Origin of the sequence: Caryophanon latum, from assembly GCF_001700325.1 — a bacterium.
GTDB lineage: Bacteria > Bacillota > Bacilli > Bacillales_A > Planococcaceae > Caryophanon > Caryophanon latum.
This window is the reverse complement of the sequence record NZ_MATO01000044.1, coordinates 1-25,361: the sequence shown is the minus strand read 5'-3', so window position 1 is coordinate 25,361 and position 25,361 is coordinate 1. Positions and strand designations below refer to the sequence as shown.

Sequence of the window (25,361 nt, the reverse complement as noted above, 5' to 3'; positions counted from 1 at the left end):
GCTAACAACTAACTATAATGTATGATCTTATTTTCCTTTGTCTATAAAAAGCATACTTCTAGTCTTGAAGCATTATAAGTCTAATTATGTACATAATCAAGTATATTAGCACGAAAAAAATATCAAATTATGGAATAAAAACTATTTTTACGGCTCTTCACCATAACTTGGGGTTGCTTTTCACGTCGAGGCAGGCTTTCCGCGGGCGCGGCTCAAGCCTCCTCGTCGTTCGTGCCTCACGACTGCGGGGTCTTGAGGCTCGCGCTTTTTCCCGCTGGAGTCCGCCTCTCGTTTCAAGCAACTTTTATACGTCAACCCTAGTTTACGGTGATGAACCATTTTTACGGGTGTTCACTATAACTTAAGGTTGCTTTTCACGTCTAGGCTGAGCGGCACCACGAGCAGCAAGATGAAAATGACTACTTAACACGCTTGTATGTTGCAGATGAAACGTGTGCATAAATTATTATTGTCGTTCGCACATAAAGTGAACATGCCGTGAACGACAAAAAACCATTCGAAGCACGGATGCCTCAAATGGTTTTTTGTTTATACTTTAAAGCGATTCACTTCTTCTTGCAGAAGCATCGCATCTTCGCTTAACGTTTGTGCAACCGAATTAATTTCTTCCATCGTTGCCATTTGTTCTTCTGTTGCGGCAAGAACGATTGCGCTATTGTCGGCAGAATGTGTAACGTTTTTAGCCATCTCTTTTACAGATCCAACGACTTGCTCTGTCGTCGCTGCAATTTCTTCAGAAGAAGCAGATACTTCTTGAATTTGTGCGTTCATGTCGTAAATCGATGTTGCAATTGTATCGAATGATGTTTGGGCGTGCTGTACGTAACTTACACCTTCATCGATATTTTTAACTGTATCATTGACGCTTTGTTCAACGTCTTTCGTGTCTTTTTGAATAATCGTCGTTAAGTTAACGATTTTTGACGCTGATACTTTAGATTCTTCCGCAAGCTTACGAACCTCATCTGCTACAACTGCAAAGCCTTTACCGTGTTCACCTGCGCGAGCGGCTTCGATTGCGGCATTTAATGCGAGTAAGTTTGTTTGATCTGTAATGTCTGTAATGACTTTTGTAATGCTTTCAATTTCAGCTGATTGAATGCTTAGCTGACGAACTTTTTCGCGTGTCTCATAAGAAGAACGTTGGATAACTTCCATTTGCTCCTCGGTCGTTTGAAGCGCTTTGCTACCTTCTGTTGCGAGGTGCTGCATGTCGCTTGCTTTTGTTTGTAGATGTTGTGCAGCATGTGCGATTTTTTGAATGCGCTCTGACGTTGCTTCAGTTGCTGCGACACAATCATCGCCCATAATGGCAGTTTGACGACCATCTATAGCGATTTGCTCTGCGCGTGCTGTCATGTCTTGTGTTGCTGCTGTAACCGATTCCGTACTAGCTGCTAACTCCTCAGTTGCAGCACTTGCATTCGTTACGTTTTTAGATACGCGAGATATTAAATGCATTAAGTTATTTTTCATCTCGTTAAAAGCTTTAGCTAATTCAAAAATTTCATCCTTCGTGTTAACGTTAATATTTTCTTGGCGTAAATCACCAGAAGCGATGATTGTAGCTGCTTGAGTTAATGTCACTAATGGACGTGTAATGTTAAGTGTAATGCGAACCGCTAGCACGATTGTGACAATGACGCCGATTAATGACACTGCAAGTAATAATAACTTGCTCGTTTTGGCACTATTCGTCGTCTCAGTGCTTAATGTATCCATTTCATTTGATTGTACTTCTACGATTGTATTGATCGATTGTTGAAGCGCTTGGTTTGTTGGCACAGCAGATGTAAATAAAATGTCCTGCGCGGCTTTCATATCGTTGTTGTTTACTGCTTCAATAATATTGTCTGCGTATTGTGTATAGAGTTGTTGGTTTTCTTTAATTTTTTGGAATTCCTCCATCATTTGAGGAATCTTGAATAAGCCGTCTAGCTGTACAATTTTTTCATCAATTAGTTGACGTTGCTCCTCAAGTTTTGTTAAATCCTCGTTACTTTGGCGTAGCACATATGAGCGAATGTACAGTCCTTGTAATGAAATGGCGTTTTGCATTGACGTTGCCTCAATTACTTTGAAGGCGCGATCATCGACTAAAAATGTGTATTCGTCGTTTACTTTCGTTAATTGCATAACTGCATATAGCGTTAGTGCAATAAGTAATAGTGTAATCGTACCAAAGCTTAAAAAAAGTTTTCGTTTTATTGACATACTTGTATCTCCTTTTACTATAATCATTGTTTCTATAGTGAATACGTGCTAGCATCGTCAAAATGTAGTTACATATCAAGCAGGTTGATAAGCCCGTGAATTGACAAAAGCGTATTGCGGCGCGCTTTGCCTCTGTCGGTTACTCGAGGCAAATAAATTCCTGGGGCTTGGCTGCGAAAAGGATGTTGGTCATGAAGGCATAGCGTTTATCGCCTTTTTAAACCTCCGCATCGCTTTTACATCGCGCTTTGCGAGGTGTTTCGGCATGAGCTTTTCCCTAAGGAGATCCTTGCCACTAATATACAGCATTAATTTCAGCTCGGTTGCTAAAAATCATCGAGTGTACGGTATAAATTTGGCTAATCAACAGACCTGTTTACATATAATGAACGGTGCGAACGTATATCATTTGAAATTATATTGTCACAAAATTAAAAATTTCAAACATTAGAGAAGTATACTGTAAAAACATAATGTTTTCAATAATAATTGAACTAAAGTTATTATTTTTTTGTAGCAAGTAGTCACAAAGGCTTCTTGAAATGTATGAAAAATAAAAAGCCTTTCGAACTAATATGAAAAATCGTCACGTATTAAAAAGACAAGATGAGCGTAATATTTTAGCTCTTGAGGAAAATATGTTTTTGACGGTTGCTTCATCTCGCTAGACACTTTTCACGAAGAGCAACGCGACTTTTGTCATAAAGATGTTATCGAATGGACGCGACGAACGTAGCCTTTGTTGAACAATTTTCAGCTCGAGTGCTTTTCGTTACAAGCAACTTTTATGTGTTAACCTTAGATTACGTCGATAAACGATACATTTTGAGCATACATTCGCTACGCATTCCCTTTTCAAATATGTGATTTCGTAGGTGAGACCGGTCGGCTGATCAGCTATTTTTATGTAGTAACATCGATGACTTTCAGCAACAAACTGGAAATCATGCTGCATATGAGTGGCAGTGAGCGTGCGCCGAGCTCCAGGAAATTTTTTTGCCTCGAGTAATCACATAAGCACCGCAAGTCGCAATTAACTGACTTGTTAACACGCTTGTAGGTGAAGTTCACATCAAGCGTTTATTTTTTTGAGGAATATGTTGTTGACATATACCGGTGGGGGTATTATTATTTGAATGTATACAAAAACAAACGAGGTGAAGCATATGCATTACGATGACAAAGTTCTCATTCGCATGAAAAAAATTGAAGGTCAGCTTCGTGGTGTGTTGCGCATGATGGAGGAAGGGCAAGATTGCAAAGCGGTTATTACCCAGCTCAGTGCCGTTCGCTCAGCGGTCGATCGTACAATTGGTGTTGTCGTAACGGACAATTTAGTGACGTGCTTAAGCGACGAAAATGCGACCGAAGAAAATAAAAGTGAGATTGTTAAGCAAGCAGTTGACTTACTCGTAAAAAGCAGGTAATTCAGTAAAACGCGTTTTATACGTGTTTTATTTTTGAATAAAATGATACCCCACATGGTATGGAGGCGATGACAAATGCAACAAAAAAGAACGACAATCGTGCTATTTAGCGGCGATTATGACAAAGCGATGGCAGCATACATTATCGCAAACGGTGCAGCTGCATACGATCATGAGGTGACAATTTTCCACACGTTTTGGGGAATTAACGCATTGCGCAAACAGGAGCCAGTAAATGTACAAAAAGGCTTCCTTGAAAAAATGTTTGCGAAAATGATGCCGCGTGGTGCAGAAAAGCTCGGTCTTTCAAACATGCATATGGCAGGAATGGGACCGAAAATGATTAAGCACGTCATGAACAAGCATAATGCGATGACGTTAACGCAGCTTGTCGACATGGCACACGAGCAAGGCGTGAAGCTTATTACGTGCACGATGACGATGGACTTACTCGGACTACAAAAAGAGGAGCTGCTTGACGGTGTGGAATATGCAGGTGTAGCAGCATATTTAGCAGACGCAGAAGACGGCAACGTAAACTTATTCATCTAGGAGGAAACGTATGGAAACAGCATTATTGATCGGCGCACTCATTGCATTTATTGCGTGGCGCATAATGCCCGCAAAAGGAGTGAAAACGATTTCGACTGCGCAGCTCAAAACGATCATCAATGATAAAGATAAACTGTTCATCGATGTGCGTACACCGCGTGAATATAAAGGGAGCGGCTTAAAGCAGTTTCAAAACATGCCGCTCGGTTCAGACATGACAAAGCTGCCAAACGACAAAGAAATTATCGTCATTTGTCAAAGTGGCATGCGATCAAAACAGGCGTGCAAGCAATTGAAAAAGCTAGGCTATACAAACATTACGAACGTGCGTGGCGGTATGAGCGCATATTAGGAGGAACTTTGATGACAACGACAGAGCTACAAGCAAAATTACAAGCAGGACAAGCTTGCAACATAATCGACGTGCGCGAAGCAGGAGAATACGCAGGTGCGCACATTCCAGGTAGCGTAAACATGCCGCTAAGCTTACTCGAGTTTCGCATGCACGAGCTACAAAAAAATGAGCATTACTTCATCATTTGTCAAGCAGGTGGACGAAGCGCGCAGGCGACAGCTTTTTTACAAGTACAAGGCTACGACGTAACAAATGTTGCAGGTGGAATGAACGACTGGTAAGGAGACGTTGAATAACGTCCGTGCCAAAAAAAATTTAACGAAAAATATACCCTATACGGTATGGAGGACATAAATATGATTCAATCAAATGTACAATTAGATGTAAAAGGTTTAGCATGCCCGATGCCGATCGTCAAAACGAAAAAGGCAATGAATGACGTAGCAGAAGGGCAAGTGTTAGAAGTGCAGGCGACAGATTCAGGCTCCGTTGCGGACTTAGCAGCTTGGTCGAAAAAATCAGGGCATCAATATATCGGCAGCCGTGAACAAAACGGCGTCTATTTCCATTACATTCGCAAATGTAGCGAATCGAATGAGCGAGCGGAACAAACATTTGAACGAACGGCTACGAATGAGGAAGCGTTAGCATCAAGTGCAATAATTTTAGATGTGCGTGAAGCGGCAGAGTTTGCGTTCGGTCACATTCCTAAAGCGAAATCAATTCCATTAGGTGAGTTAGAAGCGCGCCTAGATGAATTGAATAAACATGAAGCGATTTACGTCATTTGTCGCACCGGTACACGATCGGATATGGCGGCGCAGCAATTAGCGCAGGCAGGATTTACGAACGTCTTTAACGTATTGCCAGGCATGAGCGGCTACGACGGGGAATTACAAAAGGACATGTAAAAAATTTTTGCGAAAAATATACCTATGGGGGTAATTGAGGATGACAGTAACAGCATGGACGGCGTCACAAGTTGCACGTCGCGTCATTGACAATGAACCGTTATTTATTTTAGATGTACGTAATGACGATGCGTTTGCCGATTGGAAAATTGAAGGGCATGCATTTGATTATTTGAACGTTCCATATTTCGATTTACTTGATGGGGTCGAAGTGATTTTGCCGCAAATTCCGACAGACAAAGATGTGCTCGTCGTATGTGCGAAGGAAGGCTCATCGATTATGGTAGCGGATATGTTATCAGAAGCTGGGCTCGACGTCAGCTATTTAGCAGGCGGTATGAAATCGTGGTCGATGCATATTGAGCCGCTAAAAGTAGGCGACTTAGCAGGTGGCGGCGAGCTTTATCAATTCGTACGTCTAGGAAAAGGCTGTTTATCGTACATGATGATCAGTGACGGTGAAGCAGCAATTATTGATGCAGTGCGTTTTACGGACGTATTTATCGAGTTTGCGAAACAAAAAGGCGTCGACATTAAATATGTTTTTGATACGCATTTACACGCCGATCACATTTCGGGTGGACGTCATATTGCGAACGAAACAGGGGCGACGTACTATTTGCCACCGAAAGATGCACAGGACGTCGTATTTCAGTACGCACCGCTTGAAGACGGTTTAACAGTGCAAGTTGGAAATGCGCAACTAGCAGTAGGAGCGCTCTATTCACCAGGGCATACGATCGGCTCGACGTCGTTTATTGTAGACGGGCGCTATTTATTAACAGGCGACATTTTATTTATCGATTCTATCGGGCGTCCTGACTTAGCGGGGCTTGCGGAAGATTGGGTAGGCGATTTACGTGAAACGTTATATACCCGTTACCGCACGCTAGCAGATGACCTCATCGTATTGCCTGCGCATTTCATGATGATTGATGAATTAAACGAAGATGGTACGGTGTCAAAGCGCTTACGTGAATTATTTGCGAGCAATCACGGCTTAAACGTAGACGATGAAGAGACGTTCCGCAAAATGGTAACGGACAATTTACCACCACAGCCGAATGCGTATGAGCAAATTCGCCACGTCAATATGGGGAAGCTAACGCCAAATGATGACGAGCAAACGGACATGGAAATTGGACCGAACCGCTGTGCCGTACGTTAATTAAATAGTAACTATATAAATCAAGCGTGTTGATTAGCCATTCAACTGGCAGTTCGCGTATTGCGGCTCGCTTTCCTGGGGCTCAAGCCTCCGCACCGCTCCTACGTCGCGGCTTACGGGGTCTTGAGGCACGAGCTTTTCCCCAAGGAGTCTCGCCGCACGCTCCCATGCCACTACAATGCTGCATTCATGTCAGTTTTGCTACTGAAAACAACAGATTCAGCTTTATAAAAATGGCTAATCAACAGACCTGTATATAAATTGAACTTTTGGATATAACATGAGGAAAGTATCGTTTTGGCGTGGAGGAGGCAACTTTTGCGACGAGTAATCGCAGGAGCAAAATCTTTTCTGCCTCGAGTAACCGCAGAGGCACTCGAACCGAAAATCAAGGAACAAAGGCTAAGTTCGTCGCGTCCTTGCGACAACGCCTTTGTGACCGACATCGTGTCGCCCTCCGCGAAAAGCGTCCGCCGAAACAAAAGAACGGTTACCTTATTAAGCTTATTGTATATAGATAGAGGAAAAGAGGAAAACATATGAACATTACACAAACAATCGATGTAAAAGGATTAGCATGTCCAATGCCGATCGTGAAAACGAAAAAAGCGATGAGCACAATCGAATCAGGAGACGTTTTAGAAGTGCTGACAACGGATAAAGGGGCATTAAGTGACTTCACCGCATGGGCAAAAGCTGGCGGGCATACAATTGTTGAACAAAAGGAAGAAGCAGGCGTATTTAGCTTCTACATTCAAAAAGCGTAAGTACAAGGTGTCGTCGCGCAAACGGTGAATACGTTACAAGTGAACGTTTTTGCCTAGTAGCACCACGGCGCCTTATTCTTTTGAAAGAAGGAGACAACATGGAACTTGACGTAACATTTACGTATATTACGGTCATCTTCGCCATTGGATTTATTGGATCATTTATTTCAGGTATGCTCGGTGTCGGCGGCTCCATTATTAAATATCCGATGCTGCTTTACATTCCTACGATGTTTGGCTTAACGGCATTTACAGCGCATGAAGTGTCAGGCATTAGTGCGGTACAAGTGCTATTTGCATCGCTTGCAGGTGTATGGGCGTACCGTAAAAGTGGCTTATTGCACAAATCGCTTATCGTTTACATGGGCAGTGCGATATTAGTCGGTAGCTTAATCGGTAGCTACGGTTCATCGCTATTGTCTGAACAAGTCGTTAATGTCGTTTACGGTGTGCTAGCGGTCATTGCAGCTGTCATGATGTTTATGCCGAAAAAGCACGTCGACGAAGCGGCAGCGATTACGTTTCATAAGCCGCTCGCTGCGACGTTGGCATTTATCGTCGGCGTTGCATCAGGCATTGTCGGAGCAGCAGGTGGCTTCTTGCTCGTGCCGATTTTACTTACAGTGCTTCGTGTACCGACGCGCGTTACAATTGCGACAAGCCTTGCCATTACGTTTATTTCGTCGATCGGTGGCTCAGTCGGCAAAATAGTGACAGGGCAAGTTGAATACTTTCCTGCTATCATTATGATCATTGCAAGCATAATCGCCGCGCCACTTGGAGCAAAGCTAGGACAAAAGATGAATGTGAACGTATTGCAATGGCTGCTTGCGGTGATGATTGCGGCGACCGCGGTGAAAATATGGGTGGATTTGTTGTAATAAGAAAAAGTCGGTTCGTGCTAAATTTTAGCGTGAATCGACTTTTTCTCGGTTTATTTTCTTAAAACATGTGAACGATGCCAAATTAAATAAGGTATATTTTTCTCGTGTATGTTAATCGTCATTTGTATGTCAATGGCATATACAACAGGTGAAGAATTTGACAGTTCCCTGCATAAAATTATGTTTCCATTTTCATCGAACGAAATAAACCCTTTATCAAACAAGGCATCATGATGAGCGCACAATAGTAAACCGTTATATGGATCAACTCGTTCATCATCATTGCAATCGCGCCATGGCTTAGCATGAGAAGCTATTAGCAAATCAGGAATATTTATTTTGCAAATAGCGCATTCATTGTTCCACAGTTTTAAAAGTTCGTTTTTATACGTTTGATGACCAATCCTTGCTGTAGATTGTATTTGTACTTCACTTTCTAAAAGTTTTTTAGATGTCGTATCAGAAGGATTTAAAATAGCTAATTGCTTTAACAAAAATGAAGAAAATTGTTCAGAGCAAGGATATAGAAAGCCTGCGTTGTCGTGTCCATTTTTTTGAAATGGAGAAAATTGAGCAGGTAATAATTTTTTTATATCGTCCCAGTATGATCTAACATGTAAAGAATTTTGAAACATTTCATAATGTACTTTAGCAATAAAATAGTAAATAGCATCTGACTTATCGTATATGAGCATAGCAGGCTTCATTACGGTACTGATTGCGGTAATATTGCCAGCAGTATAATGAAAGATTTTATCTCCTGTAGATAACTCGTTCATTCTAGTGTAATGATGGGGTCGATTTCCAAAAGCATCTTTTTGTGGACAACGTAAAAAGTCCGTATCTTGCTGTGAGTTTGTATCATTTTGCAAAACAATAAAAAATTTCATTGCGACCTCCTAACGAATAGCAAGTGCTTTTATGGAGTTGTGTTACCTTTTCTTAATTCATCAATAACTTTTTCAGGTATTTTACCTAAAAAATAATCTTCAATTACAGACCAAAATTCTTCAGTCGTCATTTTATTTTCAAAAATATATTGAAGCATAGCAATTGATAAATTGTGACGATAGTAAACATTGTTTAATATTCTATTTTCATATTTGTCTGGATTTCTGACCATACTTTCGAGTTGCAATGTTGAGTTAATTCGAATGTATATTTCAGGTGTATTGCCACCTTGTATTTGGTAATTGATTAATTTGAACGCTTCTAAAATACCGAAAACGATACTTAAATAGTCCATGGAATTACGCGAAGTTTTTGATGCATACATATTAAAGCTATTATCATTTTGTAAATCTAATGTTGCGGGGTTTAAATAAATTGAACTTTGCTTTTGAACAAATTTAAAGAAGTCTTCATAAGCAGGGTTGACTTGATAGCCGCTTATTTCACTGTAACGAATTACTGATTTTGCATTGTTATTTAAATTTAATGAATTGTACCGTACCATCGAATGTAAAATAATTTGTGCTAAGTTGGCAGCTGCATATTTATCTAATTTGAGTGATCGTTCAAAGGAAATAGCTAACTTTTCAGTAGTAAAGTAGCTATTACTCAAAGCATATTGATTAAGACATTTTGCAACTTGGAGTAGCTTTTGATTAAATTGTGCTAATGTTTGTTCTAACGATTTAGTACATGAGAAATTGACAACAAAAGTTGCATCGATTTCATTCAAAAAGTTTAAACGTATTTGTTCGTCACGTTGATGGAACAGACGTTTAAAATTAGGGAAAGATAGCTTTCTATATTGCTTTTCCCAAATGGTTTTTAAATTTAATTCATAAATTGCACTATACGCTTCTGTTTCAATCGAATGAATTTTACGTGCGTACTCTCGATGTTTACTTTGTTGAAGTATTTTTTCTCCTTCAGTAGTTACTTTAAAGTATTCACGTGAAAATAAACCGCGTGGACGTGCAATAAATGGTGGATATCCTAATTTATTCATGAAATCCTTTTCGATTAGTAGTAATGCTGTTTTTAATTTCCCCTCAATATTTGCATCTTCAATTTTGCTATTTGATGTGAAAATATAGGCGAAATCTTCAACATTTACTAATAAGTTACGTGATTTACGTTTTTCTTTGTATATCGTATAAATCTTTTGTGCTACAAGTTGCAGTTGAGATTTTCGAATCGTAGACATACCATGTAAGCGTTTAATATGTGAAAAATCATTTCTTAAAAAATCAAAATAAGCATGTCCATCAATTTCTTTATCGCGTGCAGCACGTCCAATTTCTTGTACGTAATCACAAACGTTTCCAGTCGGTGCGTAATGGTAAACAATATTAATATCCGGTAAATCAATACCCATACCATATGCCTTGGTTGCAAACATTATTTTACAATCGCCAACGCTAAATTTCTCGTGATTAGCAGCTTTTTCATCTTTATTCAAGCTACCATAATAAGTTACAACTTGTTTGTAGAGAGCTGGATAATGTTCTTCTATATAATCTTGTAATTGGTAAATAAGTGGAATAGTAGGGAAATACACAAGTACCTTTAATTTGTCTTTCATGAATTTTTTTAATCGCTTACATACAAATTCGAATTTTGCTCGTTGATATTCTCTAGGCTTTAATTCTTTGTCGTGTGAATCAATATGTATGCTAATATCTTCGCGCTTCACTTTTCCTAAATAAAACTTCGGATTAATAAGACCGAGACTATCACGAGTCTCTTTATACATATCTTCCTCGCCACCGTAAATTGCTGTCGCTGTAAATGTTGCAATCGGGAAGTTCATTTCTTTACGTAACTTTTTTAAATATGGGCCTAAATACCAATAGTCTGAACGGAAAGCTTTTCCCCAAGTAGTTACAATATGAGCCTCGTCTACAATAAACAGTCCAACTTTTGTTTCTTCCCCAATGAGCATTTTAATATCTGAACGATTTAATAAGGTCTCTGGTGAAATATATAAAATTGAAATTTCTTGATTACGAATACGCTCTTGAATATCAGCTTTTTCAGCTGGTGTTACGTTAGAATTAATCGTTGCTACGTTATTAATACCGCTTCTTTTTAATTGATTGACTTGATCTTGCATTAAACCAATTAACGGGGAAATAACAATCGTTAATAGCTTTTTCTTTTTGAATATATAAAACGAAGGCAATTGGAACATTACAGATTTCCCTGCACCAGTTGAAGAAGTAATAAAGATATCACGGAAAGGTAAATCATTTTGTGCATTTTCTACTTCTTCTACAATGTCATGAATAATTTGAGATTGTTTAATTGTTATTAGTTCGTTTGAATTATCGGGATCTTTATACATTTCTAACGTTCGAAATGAGCTGTACCCCCAGCATTCATCTAACACTTTCAAATATTCTGTTTCATCGATGTTTTGTACAGCAAGCGTTTTTTTAGTAAAGGTGATATCTATATTCGGATTCAATTTTACAAGTGTAGATAAACGGTTTAAATATTCATTAATGTTGAGTTCATACTCATTTGAATGAATAATTTTAACAAGTTGTTTATTGTGAGTGTTTAAAAGTTTAGTCGTTAAAACTAAAAAGCTATTCTGATTTTCCTCTAATTCAAAGCTAATATCGTAAGCTGGCTTTTCCTCTTTTAATAATTCTAACTGTTCCACTTCTTGATGGAATGGCTCAAGAGATTCGAATGTATCTTCATCGAGAGAATAAGCTGCATAAAGTTGGTTGTTTAACTGGACTACATAGCTATAAAATTTCCCGACTGTATCAAAATTTTCGGTTTCTATTTCCCGATCTTCCTCTTCGAAATCAGTTACAATTTGATTTAAATTTTCAAAATTATAGTAAATTGGGAATGTAGAATAGTAAAGATTATTATATAATAACTGTATATCAAAGTAATTTTCGATTTGGTTGCTAATATAGAACTGATATTCTTCGGCAGTACACCAATAGTATGGAGCATCAGATTTTAATTTTAATAACACATTCATTAACGTATCTGCAGAATGATTAAAATTTTCTAAGCTTTGAGGGAATGCATCTTCAAATAATTTATAATCATTTAAGTTTTGTACGTCTGAAGGGCTAAAACCAAATAGAACAAATAATTTTTTATTATTTGAACGAGCTTTCTTTATAGATAATAAAGATTCGTTCGTCACGCTGTACTTATGTAGCATTTTATCATCTCCTTACAGTTATTATATAATAAATAACAATACTTTCCAATGAAGGGGTGGACAGTTTGGACATTGAAATGTTTAAAGATTTTTTAAAAGAAAAGTATCCTATCAAATCTCATCAAATTCAATTACAAGATTTAAAAAATACAATGATTAGTTATTTTAGAGGAGAATATGTAGAAATTAATGATGAGGATTTAAAGAAATTTTTGGCGTCGCAAGGTTATACGAATTTAATTGATGAACGAGATGAAGAGAATGAGTTTGAAGATGACGAGGAAGATGATTTAACATTAGCATCATTTTTTGAAAATGATTTTGACCCGACAGACTTACTTTTAAAAGCAGGGACGTATAAAGACAATAGAGTTTTGTTTGAAGAGAATCGTGAAAAGCGAATAGCTGACAAAGAGTTGATTGAAAAAATTGTTCAAAGTAATGCCGGTTTAGTACAAAAGATAGCTCAAAGGTATGTTGGTATTGCAAAAAGCTTTACCTTTGAAGATTTAATTAATGAAGGACATATTGGGTTAATAAAAGCGATCAAAAAATACGATGTTTCATTAGGATATGAATTCTCTACTTATGCGACGCATTGGATTAGGCAGTCGATTACTAGAGCTCTTGCAGATAAAGCTAATATCATTCGTATACCAGTACATATGAATGAACGTATTAGCAAAATTAATAAAATAGAACGTGAATTAGAATTTGATAATCCAACGATTGATGATATATGCGAGCTTGCAGAAATTTCAGAAGAACAATATATGGCAGCAAAAGAAGCTGAGCATAGATTTTTACATGATGTATCATTGAATTCAAATGTTAGCAGTGATAGCGATTTGAATGAACTAATTGATCTCATAATTGGTACTGAGGAAAATTATGATATTCAAATAACTTCAGTTGAAGAAGTTATTGTAAATCGTTCAACGTCCAAAGTTCTCAAAAAAGTTTTAGAGGAGTTAAAAGATCGAGAAAGAGAAATTATAGAATATAGATTTGGTTTTAAAGATGGTGAAATATACACATTAGAAGAAGTAGGAAAGCATTTTGATGTGACAAGAGAACGCATACGTCAAATTGAGGCGAAAGCACTTCGAAAGCTAAAAAATAAATTGTATTTAAAGGAATTACTTGAACAATAAATCGTTTAACAGAACAGAGTAGGAAGGATTCGACGCACATAATATGCCCGAATCCTTTTTCTTTTACCCTCTTACTGCCTCTACATTTTTCACAAAGAACGAACCAATTAACCCGACAACTGCAATGACTGCAACAACGATAAACGCTGTATGAATACCGTGTGCAAGCATGTCTGCTGGCACGACGTTTATGAATTTCGCTGCGTAGTTTTGTTGCCCGATTGTGAACATCGTCATCGCAATCGCTGTACCAGAAGCACCTGCAATTTGTGTTAACGTGTTAAGTGCAGCTGAACCGTCTGCAAACTTTTGCGGTGCTAACGAGTTCATCGCATTCGTTTGTGCTGGCATAATCGTCATTGAAACGCCGACGAAGAACACACATAAATTCACAATGATAATCCACGTTGCTGTCGTAGCTGACATTGTCGTTAAAAAGACGATCATCGACACGAGAATCATCGAGAAGCCGATACGTGTAAACATTTTTGCCCCGATTTTGTCGAAGTTGACACCAACGATAGGTGACATCATGATGTTTAACACATTACCAGGAAGCATGCATAAGCCTGCCGTTAATGCCGCAAAGCCAAGCACTGCTTTTAAATACATCGGAATTAAAATCGCTACTGATAAAATCATGAACATCGTTGCGACCATGAGTGCGACACCGAGACTAAACATCGGTGATTTGAATACAGATAAATCGATCATCGGTTCCGCCATTTTCGTTTGGCGCACGCCGAAGATGAGCAGTAGCACGAGTCCAATTGCAAGTGGTGCATAAACGATTGGCTCTGAAATTTTTTGCTCGGCTAGTGTTGCAAGGGCGAACACGACACCACCGAAGCCGAACGTTGATGCAATGAGTGATAATGCATCGATTTTTGGACGTGTGACTTCAGATACGTTATCAACCTTTGTCAATGCAATGATAAGTACGATTACGTAGGCAACTGCCATCATCCAGAAAATGTAGTGCCAACTAAGTGCTGAAACGATGACACCTGCAATTGATGGACCGAGCGCAGGACCGGCCGTTAAAATGATGCCGACGATGCCCATTACTGCTCCGCGCTTTTCAACAGGGAAAATGAGCATAACGACGCTGAACATAAGCGGCAAAATAATGCCCGTTGCGAGTGCTTGAATGAAACGTCCGACTAGTAACACCGTGAAGTTTGGTGCGAGTGCGCCGCATAACGAGCCGACGATTGCTAAAATGATTGCCGCTGTAATGAGCTGACGTGTTGTAAACCAACGAACTAAATACGATGATAACGGAACGAGTACAGCGAGAACGAGTAAATACCCGGTCGTAAGCCACGCTGCAGATGCTGCTGAGACATCAAAGTCCTCCATAATGTTTGTGAGCGCCATATTTAATGCGGTTTCCCCGAACAAGCCTAGAAACGTTCCAATCATTAATACAGCGGCCATCCCTTTTGGACTTTTGACGTTAATAAAAGGTGCTGCCAAATTTTCTTCCTCCTCTAATGCAAATAAGCGATGAGTATCGCGGTATATCGATTTGATAACAAACGGACATTTTTCATCACGAGCTTCACTATATCAGATAGGACGTTAAAAATTCAACAAAAAATAGACCAGTCGTTATAATTTTGTGACGATGAGGTGAACGATTATTTGCTGTTTTACAAGTAAATATATAGGTTCATCACCGTAAGCGGGGTTGATACATAAAAGTTTCTTTTGCGACGAGGAGGCTTGAGGCACGAGCTATTCTCCAAGGAGTGTCGCCGCACGCTCCATGCCAATAAAATGCAGCGTTCATCTCAGTCTTGCTGCTGAAAACAAGCAATTCTGCTGTATAAAAGTGGCTCATCAACAGACCTAAATTAATAAAATGTTATAAAGAAAAACGTTGGACTGATTGGACTAAAAAAGCAGTGCGGACTGAATCGTCGCACACTGCTCATTAATACGTAATGATAGTATATTTCGTAGGTTTGCCATTCACTTCAAAATCAATCGTTTCAAACGTCATTGTCGATTCGAATTTGAACATATGACGCGTGACGTTTCGTAGCTCGTCGCCTTCGATCATATTGATTGTCATGTTGTTGCCGTCTTGTTTTGTCGCAGGGGCGTCTGGAATATCTTTGTTCGTGTCATAGACGATGTAGTATGTGCCGTTGCCGTTTGAAAAGACATTCAGCGCTGTATCGTTCGTGTCAATTAGCGCCGTATCGATTTGAGCAGGCAGCTTTTCATGAACGGACATGGAGAAGCGGTCAATGTTGGCACAGCCTGCAAGTAAGCATAAGGTAAACAGAAGCGGGATTATTTTTTTCATATGATGCACCTCGTTTTAAAGCAAAAGACAACAGCGAGTACTGTTGTCTTTCGTCTTCATTATTTAGCTACGCGAGAATGTAACCAAAATTCCCATTGATCTTTTTCGTTTTTAATACCGATGACACCATGACCTGCTGCGATGTAAATTTTGTGACTAAAACGTTTTGATGTCATCGATTTGAAATACGTGTTTTCAAATTCGATGACGTTCGTGTACGTATTGCCTGCAACTTTTACTGTTTTTTTCGTGTCGATTACACGCACGCTTGCTGGATATGGATTTGGTGCCATTACATGCTCTCTGCCAACGTCATACTTTAAACCAAGTGATATAGGGACATCTACGCTAAAAAGTAAGTATGGTAAAAAATCATGTGAGTAAAGGGCAAAATATCTTTGATACATATATTCACTATATTGCGAACCGTATAGAATGTTTGCGTATTTTTTACCGTTTGATTTACTAAAGTATGACCAGCTGCGTCCGTTACCAAATTCGTATTCGTCTCGTCCGTCATATTTAGCAGTATAGTAATTATCTTTCGTCGCATACGTATACGTGTACGATTGGCTCGGCATTAAATCCGCAGCTGTTTCTTTGCGCAGCGTTAAGGCACGAGCTAAAAAGGCACTGAAATGCGCGCGTGTTAATAGCTTGTCTGGTAAGAAGTAAGGATCCCATTCACGAAGCTCACCTGTTGCAATACTGTTCATTGTTACAAGTTGAATGTAATGATAGCCTGCTGTACGACTTGATACGTCTTCATAGTCAACAGCATTTTGTGAAATCGATTGCAGCTTAAATGCTTTTGCGATCACTTCTGCCATTTGCGCGCGCGTTAAGCTTGCCTCTGGTTGGAAGTACGTCGCTTGATTGAAAATGCCGGCTGTGTAGACAGCTGCAATTTCTTTGTAATATTGGTGCGTCGTTGGAATGTCTTTGTAGCCTGGGTTGCGTAAATTCGTCGTTTGTAAGTCGAGCGATTTTACGAGCATGCTTGCGACATGCTTTTTCTTAATGAGCTCGTTCGGACGGAATTTGCCGTCCTCGTAGCCGCTAATAATGCCTGCCTTCGTTAAGTAGTTAATTTCGGTTGCGAGTGAATGGGTGTTGCTTACGTCTTTGAATGCGGCATGCCCTTGTAAAGAGAACGAAAATGCCAGCACAACGATGAGTAGCGCAGAAACTATTTTCTTCATATGTTGCCTCCTTATGTAGTTGTTTGACTCTTCACCATAACTTCGGGTTGCTTTTCACGTCGAGGCAGGCTTTCCGCGGGCGCGGCGGCGAACACGATGTTAGTCATGAAAGCTATGGCTCGTGTAGTGGTGCTTATCGCCTTCCTTAAGCCTCCTCGTCGTTCGTGCCTCACGACTGTGGGGTCTCGAGACTCGCGCTTTTCCCGCTGGAGTCCGCCTTTTGTTTCAAGCAACTTTTATACATCAACCCCAGCTTACGGTGATGAACCAGTTGTGTTGCATAAATGTCTACACCACTTATTATTAGCATAAATTTACATAAATAACAAACTAAAGTTTTATATTAAAAGAAAGTTAGGGATTTTGTATTTCAATGTTATTGTAATTACAATAAGAAGTAGTTCTTATCTTTTTGATTTTTAATAACAAAAAAATGTTATTCTTTTCAAATTTTATGTTTAAACATGAGCAAAACGTGAAAAGAGATGGTAGGTGGCAAAATAGAAAGGAGGATGGTGAGCAACATGAAACGTTTCGTGCAATTTTTTGTTGGGCTATGGATTGTTGTCGTCACAGGTGTTTTTCTTTTTATTTATATTGACTACGAACCGATCGCTGAATATCAAAGGACGTTGCAGCGCTATTATTGGTTTGAGCCAGCGTTGTATTGGACAGCCGGCTTGTTAGCTGCGTTTGGCTTATTGTTATTGTTATTATCGTTTCGCCCGTCATACAAATCACGTGGCTTAGTGATGAGCTATGACGATGGGGAATTATTCATTAATAAAAAATCAATCGAAAAAAATGTGCTGCACACGGTAAGAAAGTATAGTGATGTGCGCCAACCGTCCATTAAAGTCGATTTGTATCAAAAACGGCAGTCATCGTACATGGATGTGTTTGTAGAGGCATTTATTACAAATACGGTCAATGCGCAAAGCTACATCGAGGCGTTGCGACAAGATATTAAAGTAAGTGCAGAGTCGTTTGCTGAGCTGCCAGTACGCGAAGTGAAAATCCATGTGTTGGACCAAAAAACATTGAAAAAACGGGTGTTATAAGCAGTCGTACAACGTTTGAAGGGAGGAACTATGACGCAGCAAATCGTGCGTTTGTAGGCACATCATGGAGCAAATGATTCAACGTTTTTTCCGTACAAATCAATGGTCGATTGTTCTCGGGCTTATCGCGTTTATCTTTTGTGTGCTCGTCGCCGCTTTCTCGATCGGGCCGGCGCTACTCATTGCGCTCGTGACGGCGATTGCGGCTAGTATCGGTTACATGAAAGACCGACGCATGACGATTCAGCAGCTCGTGCGGTCGTTTAATAAGTAATGAATAGCTGTTGATTCGCTAGTTTTACACAGTGAAGTTAAAAATGCGGCACAATGGCTAATCAACACGCTTGAAAATTCAATCAACTATGAAATGGAGCGATTCATCATGCCAAACAACAATGAAAAGCAATATAACCGTCAAGCAGGTGTAGAGGAAACTATGGAATCACCGTTCGAAAATTCATTAACATTTTCAGACGTCGTCGTTGAAAAAATTGCCGCAATTTCTGCGCGCGAAGTGAAAGGCATTTTAGATATGAAAGGTGGGCTAACGTCAGCGATTACCGATCGTTTCGGCAGCGATAATTTACGAAAAGGCGTGTCGGTTGAGGTAGGAGAGAAGCAGGCGGCGGTCAACTTGCGCGTCATTATCGAATACGGACAAAGCGCACCGGCCATTTTCAAGCGCCTGACGCAAATTATTAAAGAGCAAGTTTCACATATGACAGGATTAGAAGTAGTCGAAGTGAACATGCATGTAGAGGACGTTATGACGGAAAAAGAGTACATGCAGTCGAAGCAAGGACGTAACGCAACGAGCGAATCAGATATTCAATAAACATAAAAAACGTACAACAGAGGCGGCTGCCCGCATGTTGTACGTTTTTTTATCTTGCTAGTTGGAAATGGGCAATCGAGCGTGTTAGCTGACAAGCGCGTGTCGTCAACGTTTCGCTAATAGCATTAATTTCCTCAATGATTGCGACTTGCTCTTCCGTTTGCTGCGACACATCCTCGGCATTATGTGCAACGTGCTGCATGTTTGTTGCTAACACGTGTGATGAGCTTGTGACTTGCTGTGTCGCTGCAGAAATTTGTTCTGTCATATGAGTAATTTTTTCGATATCGCTCGTAATTTTATCAAACTCATCGACAATATTTTTAAACATTCGGTCGGATTTATCAATGATTGTAACACCTTGTTCAACCTTGTCTAAACTTACGCGCATCGATTGCTCGGCATTTTTGGTTTTGTGTAAAATGTTTGATGTTAGTTCAATAATCATGCCCGCTGAATGTTGCGATTGCTCAGCTAGCTTACGTACTTCGTCTGCAACGACCGCAAAGCCTTTGCCAGCATCACCAGCGCGCGCAGCTTCGATTGCTGCGTTTAATGCAAGCAAGTTCGTCTGATCCGCAATTTGTGTAATCATACTCGTCATTTGTTGAATTTGCTGCGATTGCTCGCTTAAATTTTGTACGACATCGGCTGTGCTTTGTGTTGCATGATAAATCGTATCCATTTGTGCTTTCGCTTCTGTTAAATGCTCATTACCTGACGTTGCTAAGCTGCTTGCGTTTTGTGAGCGATCTTTTAATGATTGCGTCGTATTAGCAATTGCTTCAATATCATGGGCTGTTTGTTCCATTGATGCCGACGTTTGCTGTGATACGCTCGCAATGCCTGTAATAGATGATGACATCGATTCAATGTTCGTTGCGACGTTGCTTGAAGTAGTTGCAACATGCGTTGTACTCGCTGTTAATTCCTCTGACATCGACGATAAATCGATAGCGTTGTCTTTACAAATGACGATAATGTCTTGAAGTGATGCTTTCATTTTGTTAAATGCGTTACTTAGCTGCCCAACCTCGTCGTTTGATTTCGTTTCAATGTTTGCTACCGTTAAGTTGCCAATTGAAATTTCGCTTGCCGCTGCTGCTAATTTATGAAGCGGCTTTGAAATTGTTCGGTTTAACGACCTACTAATGAAAAGTGCAGCAGCTAGACTAATCAAGCTAATGACAATTAACAACACAAGTATGCTTTGTACCCACGTGTCCGTTTCAGTCGCTGTTAAAGTGAAACGTTTCTTCACGACGTCTAAAATTGATTGTGCCTCTGCAAGCATTTCTGTATTCGCTCGCTTTGCCTCTGCGATTACTCGAGGCAGATAAATTCCTGGGGCTCGGAGGCGAACACGACGTTTGTCATGAAGGTAATACCACATGGACGTGGCGTTTATCGCCTTCCTCAAGCCTCCGCACCGCTCCTGCGTCGCGGCTTACGGGGTCTTGAGGCACGAGCTTTTCCCCAAGGAGTCTCACCGCACGCTCCCATGCCACTACACTGCTGCATTCATGTCAGTTTTGCTGCTGAAAACAACAGATTCAGCTGTATAAAAGTGGCTAATCAACAGACCTGATAAAATTTATACTTTCTAGTTGAGCCACAAGTTATGTCATATGGAGCGGACATGAGTATAGAAAATATTGGGTCGTGATTGCAGACGTAGTGCACCTTACATATGAGCGTTCGGACGCGTTGATTAATAGCGGCGAGCTCAAACTTCAGCTAATCGACGGGGTATAGGGTATATAGCTGAGCGTATTTTTATTTAGCGGAATCACTATTATCGACTAGATTGTTATTTAGCATATGTAGTATTATAATGATTACCGATCAAGCTTGTATTCCTTCCGAGGACCAAGCTACTTTTATACGTATACAGAAAACAGCTAGCGGCGCATGTCCACTAGCTGTTTTCTTCGTTGCATCGCTGTGAAAATCGCAGCAAATAGCCGTCTGGGTCTTGCACTAAAAATTCGATTTCACGTACGCTCGTCTCTCCAACCGCATATTCGCTCATAAACGGCTCGCGAAATAATGCGATGTTATGCTCGCGCAGGCGTGCAACGAGTGGCGCAATGTGTGGCACAGTGATTTGAAAATTAATACCGCGACCGAATGGATAGTGCAGCTCGCCTGTTTCCCAATGACCGTTGCGTTGCTCTAACATAAACTGCGCTCCGTGAAATGATAAAAAGGCGAACCGATCCTCGCGTCGTTCGTATTCAATGTAGAAGCCGAGCAGCTCCGTATAAAAAAATTTCGATTGTGCAATGTTTGTGACCGATAATTCTGGTACGAATGCGTTAAACTTCATCATTTATACAGATGCAACAGCTTCGGTAGCACGTCCATCATCGTTAACAGAGGCTCGTTGCTATGCTTTGTAAGCGACAATGTGACCGCCCCTTCAATCCATGCGCTAATCGTTCGGCTAATTGTCACAGCCGATTCCTCGCTGTAGCCATTGCTAATGAGCTTCGTATAATAAAGTGATTCCCAATATTTATACGTATCGCTGCTGGCTTTACGTAGTCGCTCGCTCGTAAATGCCGATTCCGCCGCAAGCAATCCGAACGGCATTAGCGTATACGACGATTCCTGTACGCCATTTTCAATTTGAAAAAGCTGTGCCATCGCGTGCAAATGGGCATTCAGTGCCTCTTCTACCGCGTCGTGCTCAGCCATAAAATGCGAAATGACGTTGCCGATGCGCAGCTTAGACGCGATGATTGCTTCTTCGGCGAGTTGCTCCTTGCCATCGGGGAAGTAATGATAAAGCGAGCCTTTTGGACAGCCCGATTCCTTTAAAATTTGATTCAAGCCCGTGCCATGAAAGCCTTGAAAATAAAATAGGCGCGTAGCTGTTTGTAAAATTTTTTCCTTTGTTTGCTTCGTCATAATGCCCTCCAGCGAATTTTTCATTTGTTACAACGGTTTTACAAACGCCGCACTGAGCAACTTAAACAGCCCAAATCCTGAGCGCTTTAGTCGAATGGCATCGTTTGGCGACAGCGGCTTTTTCAAAAAGAACGTAATGCCGTCCACGTCGCATTGCGAATAGTTGTGTACATCTTTTGGCGTGCGTGTTTGTGTCATAAGCTCTTGTACAGACGGACCGCAGCACCCGTTCACCTCTAGCAGCTGAATACAAATCGGTTTTCCTTTTTCCTGCAGCCACGTTTTCACGTCTTGATCCATTTCAATTGCCATACAAATCACCTCATACGTAGTTTAACAAAAAAACAGCGAAACATCTCCTTAGTATAATACAATGAATATAGCGATATACGGACAGTTAATGATCGATGTATGTGCAAAAAACTTATAAAGGAGGAATAGTATGCGTACAAAAGAAATTGCCGAAACAGTCGGCGTACATGTAAACACAGTGCGGCTATACGAGGAATTAGGCTATATTGCGCCTGTACCGCGTCTTGCAAACGGCTATCGTCATTATCACGATTTGCACATGCAACAAATGCGTATCGCTCGGCTTGCGTTTGAACATGAGTTTATTCAGCACAACTTGCGAAAAATGGCGACCGATATTGTGAAAAAAAGCGGCGCACAGCAATTTCACGAAGCGTTAATCGCTGCACGCGACTATGAAACATTTTTGCGACAGGAACTGACATTTGCCAAGCAAGCAATTAAAGTGGCAACCGCGCTATTAACAGAGCCGCTTGAAAATGAAACGACGTATACGCATAAGCAAGTAGCAACACGACTACAGCTAACGGAAAACGTATTGCGTAACTGGGAGCGCAACGGGTTATATGAGGTATCGCGCAATGCACAAAACCGCCGCCAATATCATGAAAAGGACGTTCAAAAGTTGCTCATCATTCGCGTGCTGCGCAGTGCTCATTATTCGATTGCGAGCATTTTACAGCTATTTATGGCACTTCATACAGTCGCAAGTGAAATCGATATGCAAACATTGTTAAACGACGTGCCATTTACAACGGAGTTTTATAACGTGACGGACGGGCTAGGGCGCAATTTACAGCACGCCATTGACAACGTAATGCACATTCAGCACATATTAACGCAGCTGCAATAACGGGCTACAATTTTTGGCGGAAACGAGCATTGTCAGTTCATGTAGCGCACGCGTTGCCGCAATGTAAAGCAGTCCGCGGTCAAACTCGCTACCGTACGTCGTCGCATCAACGAACGGCACGATGACGGCATCAAATTCAAGCCCTTTTGCGTACTGAATCGTCGTTAAAATGACGCCGTGTACAAATGTTTTCGAGGTGCCGTCTAATATAGTATGTGGCATATCGCATAACGCCTCGTGCAACTGTATGACGTGCGCATCTGTTTTGCAAATGATGGCAGTCGTTTTATGTGTAGAATGAAGTGCCTCTTTTAAGAACGTTATCATTTGTGCTTCAGACGTATAAACGCGTTCAACGGGTGCTTTGCCGTGTCGTTCAATCGGGTGCAGTTCACCAGAGCGCATAAACTGTTTTGCATATGTTGCAATTTCATAGCTTGAGCGGTACGTCGTCGTGAGTTCGGCATAATGCAAATCACGGAATAAATATTCAAACGCCTTTTTTGAAATTGTGTCATACGGCAACAGCGCCTGCGAAAAGTCGCCGATGATCGTACGTGGGCAATCAAAAACTTTCGATAGTACCGCATATTGCACTGGCGTGTAGTCTTGCATTTCATCGAGCACGAAATATTGCGTCATGTTGTACGTTTTAATGCCTTTCATATAATGTTGAACGTATAAATATGGATATACGTCATTGTTTTCAAATCGTTTCTTTTTAAAGAGAAATGGAATGTCGAATGTGTGTAAAAACTGTTTGTAAATTGAAAACGGTGTTGTGTAGCGCATTCGTTTTTTCAAGCGCTGTAAAATGTCTGTGCGGCTCGGAATATTTCCGCGGTCGCGCTTTGCTTTTAGCACGTCAATAATATCTTCGACGATGAGCTTTAAACGGGTTTCAACAGGCTCGCTGCGGTATTGCAAAAAGCGATGCTGCACGTAATGTGGCTCAAAAGCGACGCCCGCAATCGTAAGCTCCTCATGTGTAAACATCGTTTCATCGAGCTCGGCTAAAAAGTGCTGCAACGTTTTGAGAAATGCGAAGTCGCTTTTTTGTGCTGCACGTTTTGTTAGCGCGCTTGTCGGACGCTGCAACATATATTTCGTTTCCGCCTCAAATGACGTAAAGCTGACCGAAGCGGGGAGGAGCTGTTCGGTTAATTCATCGAGCGTAAAGCTACGAATCGGCTGCTCACCAAGTTCTGGCAGTACCGATGAAATGTAATCGCCGAACACTTGATTCGGTGACAAAATAAAAATGCGCTCAGGACGTAACGTATCGCGAAATTTATATAAAAAGTAAGCGATTCGGTGGAGGGCAACAGCTGTTTTCCCAGAGCCCGCAACGCCTTGAATGACGAGTGTGTTCGCCGAAACGTTTCGCACAATTTTATTTTGCTCGCGTTGAATAGACGTCACAATCGTTTTCATTTTATTTGACGTTTCTGCTTTCAGTGTTTGCTGAAGCACTTCATCTTGAATCGTGAGCGAGCTATCGAGCGCATATTGTAGCTTGCTTTGCTCAATTTTAAATTGTCTCTTTCTCGTCAGCTCACCGTGAAATTCGCGTTCCATCGCCTCATAAAATGCCGCGCCACATTCAAACTCATAATACATATTGCAAACAGGTGCACGCCAATCGTAAATGAGCGTCGTATCGTCAGGCGCGCGAAACCCGAAGCGTCCGATATAAAAGCGTTCTGCCTCGTCATCGCCGTCGTAGCGAAAATCAAAATTGCCAAAGTACGGCGAATCGATCAGCTTCGTTATTTCCTCGCGTCTTAGCACTTGTTGTAATCCTTGCTGGTCAAGCATGCGCATCGTTTGTTCATAATCATACACTTCAAATTTATCGAGCTCCGCCTTATAGTCATTCATATATTGCTGCAGCTGTTGAATATTCGTATGCTTTCCTTCAATTGCCGCGTTTAGCGATGCTTGTTCCTCATAAAGCGCCTGTAGCACATATGTTAAATATTGTTCCTCATTCATGAAAATCCCTCCTAAAAACAACAGTGTATAATAGCCATGCTCGCTGGTGTGTCAATGGAGGGTTTTCGAACAAAAAACGCTCGGCGCAACACCGAGCGTTTTTATTATGCGTTTAAAGCGTTGTGTAAAACCCGAACAGGAGCGTTCAATTATTTAACTTTCAGAATCATCAAAAATATATTAGAGACACTAATAGCCATTTCGTTTATGTTTAATATGGTAGTTATTCATATCAGGTCTGTTGATTAGCTATTTTTATACAGCTGAATTGCTTGT

The 25,361-nt window shown here is 40.6% G+C and carries 24 protein-coding genes; 13 read left to right on the top strand and 11 right to left on the bottom strand.

Going from position 1 to position 25,361, the window contains the following annotated elements; all coding sequences use genetic code 11:
• Positions 1–549 precede the first annotated feature (549 nt).
• The gene (locus A6K76_RS11470; protein ID WP_066465207.1) at positions 550–2,235 is read right to left on the bottom strand and encodes a methyl-accepting chemotaxis protein; all 1,686 of its coding nucleotides are present in this window, start codon (positions 2,233–2,235) and stop codon (positions 550–552) included.
• A gap of 1,166 nt (positions 2,236–3,401) precedes the next feature.
• Here A6K76_RS11470 and A6K76_RS11465 point away from each other — a divergent pair.
• The 8 genes from A6K76_RS11465 (at position 3,402) to A6K76_RS11425 (ending at position 8,296) form a co-directional block, all read left to right on the top strand.
• Positions 3,402–3,662: a metal-sensitive transcriptional regulator gene (locus tag A6K76_RS11465; RefSeq protein ID WP_066465348.1), complete on the top strand. Its 261-nt coding sequence runs from the start codon at positions 3,402–3,404 to the stop codon at positions 3,660–3,662.
• 75 nt (positions 3,663–3,737) lie between these two features.
• Positions 3,738–4,214: a DsrE/DsrF/DrsH-like family protein gene (locus A6K76_RS11460; protein WP_066465206.1), complete on the top strand. Its 477-nt coding sequence runs from the start codon at positions 3,738–3,740 to the stop codon at positions 4,212–4,214.
• Positions 4,215–4,224: 10 nt separating this feature from the next.
• Positions 4,225–4,566, top strand: a complete 342-nt coding sequence (locus A6K76_RS11455) for a rhodanese-like domain-containing protein (protein WP_066465204.1) — start codon at positions 4,225–4,227, stop codon at positions 4,564–4,566.
• A gap of 11 nt (positions 4,567–4,577) precedes the next feature.
• Positions 4,578–4,850: a rhodanese-like domain-containing protein gene (locus A6K76_RS11450; RefSeq protein ID WP_066465203.1), complete on the top strand. Its 273-nt coding sequence runs from the start codon at positions 4,578–4,580 to the stop codon at positions 4,848–4,850.
• 75 nt (positions 4,851–4,925) lie between these two features.
• The gene (locus A6K76_RS11445) at positions 4,926–5,480 is read left to right on the top strand and encodes a sulfurtransferase TusA family protein (protein WP_066465202.1); all 555 of its coding nucleotides are present in this window, start codon (positions 4,926–4,928) and stop codon (positions 5,478–5,480) included.
• A gap of 40 nt (positions 5,481–5,520) precedes the next feature.
• Complete coding sequence (locus tag A6K76_RS11440) at positions 5,521–6,648, top strand: MBL fold metallo-hydrolase (RefSeq protein ID WP_066465201.1); 1,128 nt, start codon at positions 5,521–5,523, stop codon at positions 6,646–6,648.
• A 539-nt stretch (positions 6,649–7,187) separates the two neighbouring features.
• Positions 7,188–7,415 (top strand): sulfurtransferase TusA family protein, encoded by a 228-nt coding sequence (locus tag A6K76_RS11430; RefSeq protein WP_066465199.1) that lies wholly within the window; start codon positions 7,188–7,190, stop codon positions 7,413–7,415.
• Between the two features lie 98 nt (positions 7,416–7,513).
• Complete coding sequence (locus tag A6K76_RS11425) at positions 7,514–8,296, top strand: sulfite exporter TauE/SafE family protein (RefSeq protein WP_066465196.1); 783 nt, start codon at positions 7,514–7,516, stop codon at positions 8,294–8,296.
• A 53-nt stretch (positions 8,297–8,349) separates the two neighbouring features.
• Here the strand turns inward: A6K76_RS11425 and A6K76_RS11420 are convergent, their stop codons facing one another.
• Positions 8,350–9,189: an HNH endonuclease gene (locus tag A6K76_RS11420; RefSeq protein WP_066465194.1), complete on the bottom strand. Its 840-nt coding sequence runs from the start codon at positions 9,187–9,189 to the stop codon at positions 8,350–8,352.
• Positions 9,190–9,218: 29 nt separating this feature from the next.
• A complete protein-coding gene (locus tag A6K76_RS11415; RefSeq protein ID WP_083995409.1) occupies positions 9,219–12,443 on the bottom strand; it encodes a DEAD/DEAH box helicase in 3,225 nt (1,074 codons plus the stop codon).
• A gap of 65 nt (positions 12,444–12,508) precedes the next feature.
• Here A6K76_RS11415 and A6K76_RS11410 point away from each other — a divergent pair, with 65 nt between their 5' ends.
• Entirely contained in the window at positions 12,509–13,597 is a 1,089-nt protein-coding gene (locus tag A6K76_RS11410) for a sigma-70 family RNA polymerase sigma factor (protein WP_066465188.1), read from the top strand.
• Between the two features lie 63 nt (positions 13,598–13,660).
• Here the strand turns inward: A6K76_RS11410 and A6K76_RS11405 are convergent, their stop codons facing one another.
• The 3 genes from A6K76_RS11405 to A6K76_RS11395 all read right to left on the bottom strand — a co-directional run bounded on the left by A6K76_RS11405 (position 13,661) and on the right by A6K76_RS11395 (position 17,116).
• Entirely contained in the window at positions 13,661–15,076 is a 1,416-nt protein-coding gene (locus A6K76_RS11405; RefSeq protein ID WP_083995408.1) for a DHA2 family efflux MFS transporter permease subunit, read from the bottom strand.
• Between the two features lie 460 nt (positions 15,077–15,536).
• Entirely contained in the window at positions 15,537–15,914 is a 378-nt protein-coding gene (locus tag A6K76_RS11400; RefSeq protein ID WP_066465183.1) for a hypothetical protein, read from the bottom strand.
• Positions 15,915–15,973: 59 nt separating this feature from the next.
• The gene (locus A6K76_RS11395; RefSeq protein ID WP_066465181.1) at positions 15,974–17,116 is read right to left on the bottom strand and encodes an S-layer homology domain-containing protein; all 1,143 of its coding nucleotides are present in this window, start codon (positions 17,114–17,116) and stop codon (positions 15,974–15,976) included.
• Between the two features lie 524 nt (positions 17,117–17,640).
• On the opposite strand from A6K76_RS11395, the gene amaP reads away from it, so the two are divergent.
• The 3 genes from amaP (at position 17,641) to A6K76_RS11380 (ending at position 19,012) form a co-directional block, all read left to right on the top strand.
• Positions 17,641–18,177, top strand: coding sequence for an alkaline shock response membrane anchor protein AmaP (amaP, locus tag A6K76_RS11390; protein ID WP_066465179.1), 537 nt, complete (start codon positions 17,641–17,643; stop codon positions 18,175–18,177).
• Between the two features lie 64 nt (positions 18,178–18,241).
• Complete coding sequence (locus A6K76_RS11385) at positions 18,242–18,451, top strand: DUF2273 domain-containing protein (RefSeq protein ID WP_066465173.1); 210 nt, start codon at positions 18,242–18,244, stop codon at positions 18,449–18,451.
• Between the two features lie 108 nt (positions 18,452–18,559).
• A complete protein-coding gene (locus A6K76_RS11380; RefSeq protein WP_066465172.1) occupies positions 18,560–19,012 on the top strand; it encodes an Asp23/Gls24 family envelope stress response protein in 453 nt (150 codons plus the stop codon).
• Positions 19,013–19,061: 49 nt separating this feature from the next.
• Here the strand turns inward: A6K76_RS11380 and A6K76_RS11375 are convergent, their stop codons facing one another.
• From A6K76_RS11375 to A6K76_RS11360, 4 genes are all read right to left on the bottom strand, one after another.
• Entirely contained in the window at positions 19,062–20,306 is a 1,245-nt protein-coding gene (locus A6K76_RS11375) for a methyl-accepting chemotaxis protein (RefSeq protein ID WP_169818014.1), read from the bottom strand.
• Between the two features lie 624 nt (positions 20,307–20,930).
• Positions 20,931–21,344 (bottom strand): bleomycin resistance protein, encoded by a 414-nt coding sequence (locus tag A6K76_RS11370; protein ID WP_245671984.1) that lies wholly within the window; start codon positions 21,342–21,344, stop codon positions 20,931–20,933.
• Positions 21,341–21,925, bottom strand: coding sequence for a TetR/AcrR family transcriptional regulator (locus A6K76_RS11365; protein ID WP_066465169.1), 585 nt, complete (start codon positions 21,923–21,925; stop codon positions 21,341–21,343). Before A6K76_RS11365 ends, A6K76_RS11370 begins: the two co-directional genes overlap by 4 nt.
• 27 nt (positions 21,926–21,952) lie before the next feature.
• Positions 21,953–22,237 carry a CC/Se motif family (seleno)protein gene (locus A6K76_RS11360; protein WP_066465167.1) on the bottom strand — a complete coding sequence of 95 codons (285 nt, stop codon included), beginning with the start codon at positions 22,235–22,237 and terminating at the stop codon, positions 21,953–21,955.
• 130 nt (positions 22,238–22,367) lie between these two features.
• On the opposite strand from A6K76_RS11360, the gene A6K76_RS11355 reads away from it, so the two are divergent.
• Positions 22,368–23,090 carry a MerR family transcriptional regulator gene (locus A6K76_RS11355; RefSeq protein ID WP_066465165.1) on the top strand — a complete coding sequence of 241 codons (723 nt, stop codon included), beginning with the start codon at positions 22,368–22,370 and terminating at the stop codon, positions 23,088–23,090.
• Here the strand turns inward: A6K76_RS11355 and A6K76_RS11350 are convergent.
• Positions 23,073–25,085 carry a HelD family protein gene (locus A6K76_RS11350; RefSeq protein ID WP_066465163.1) on the bottom strand — a complete coding sequence of 671 codons (2,013 nt, stop codon included), beginning with the start codon at positions 25,083–25,085 and terminating at the stop codon, positions 23,073–23,075. The genes A6K76_RS11355 and A6K76_RS11350 overlap by 18 nt on opposite strands.
• Positions 25,086–25,361: the final 276 nt, after the last annotated feature.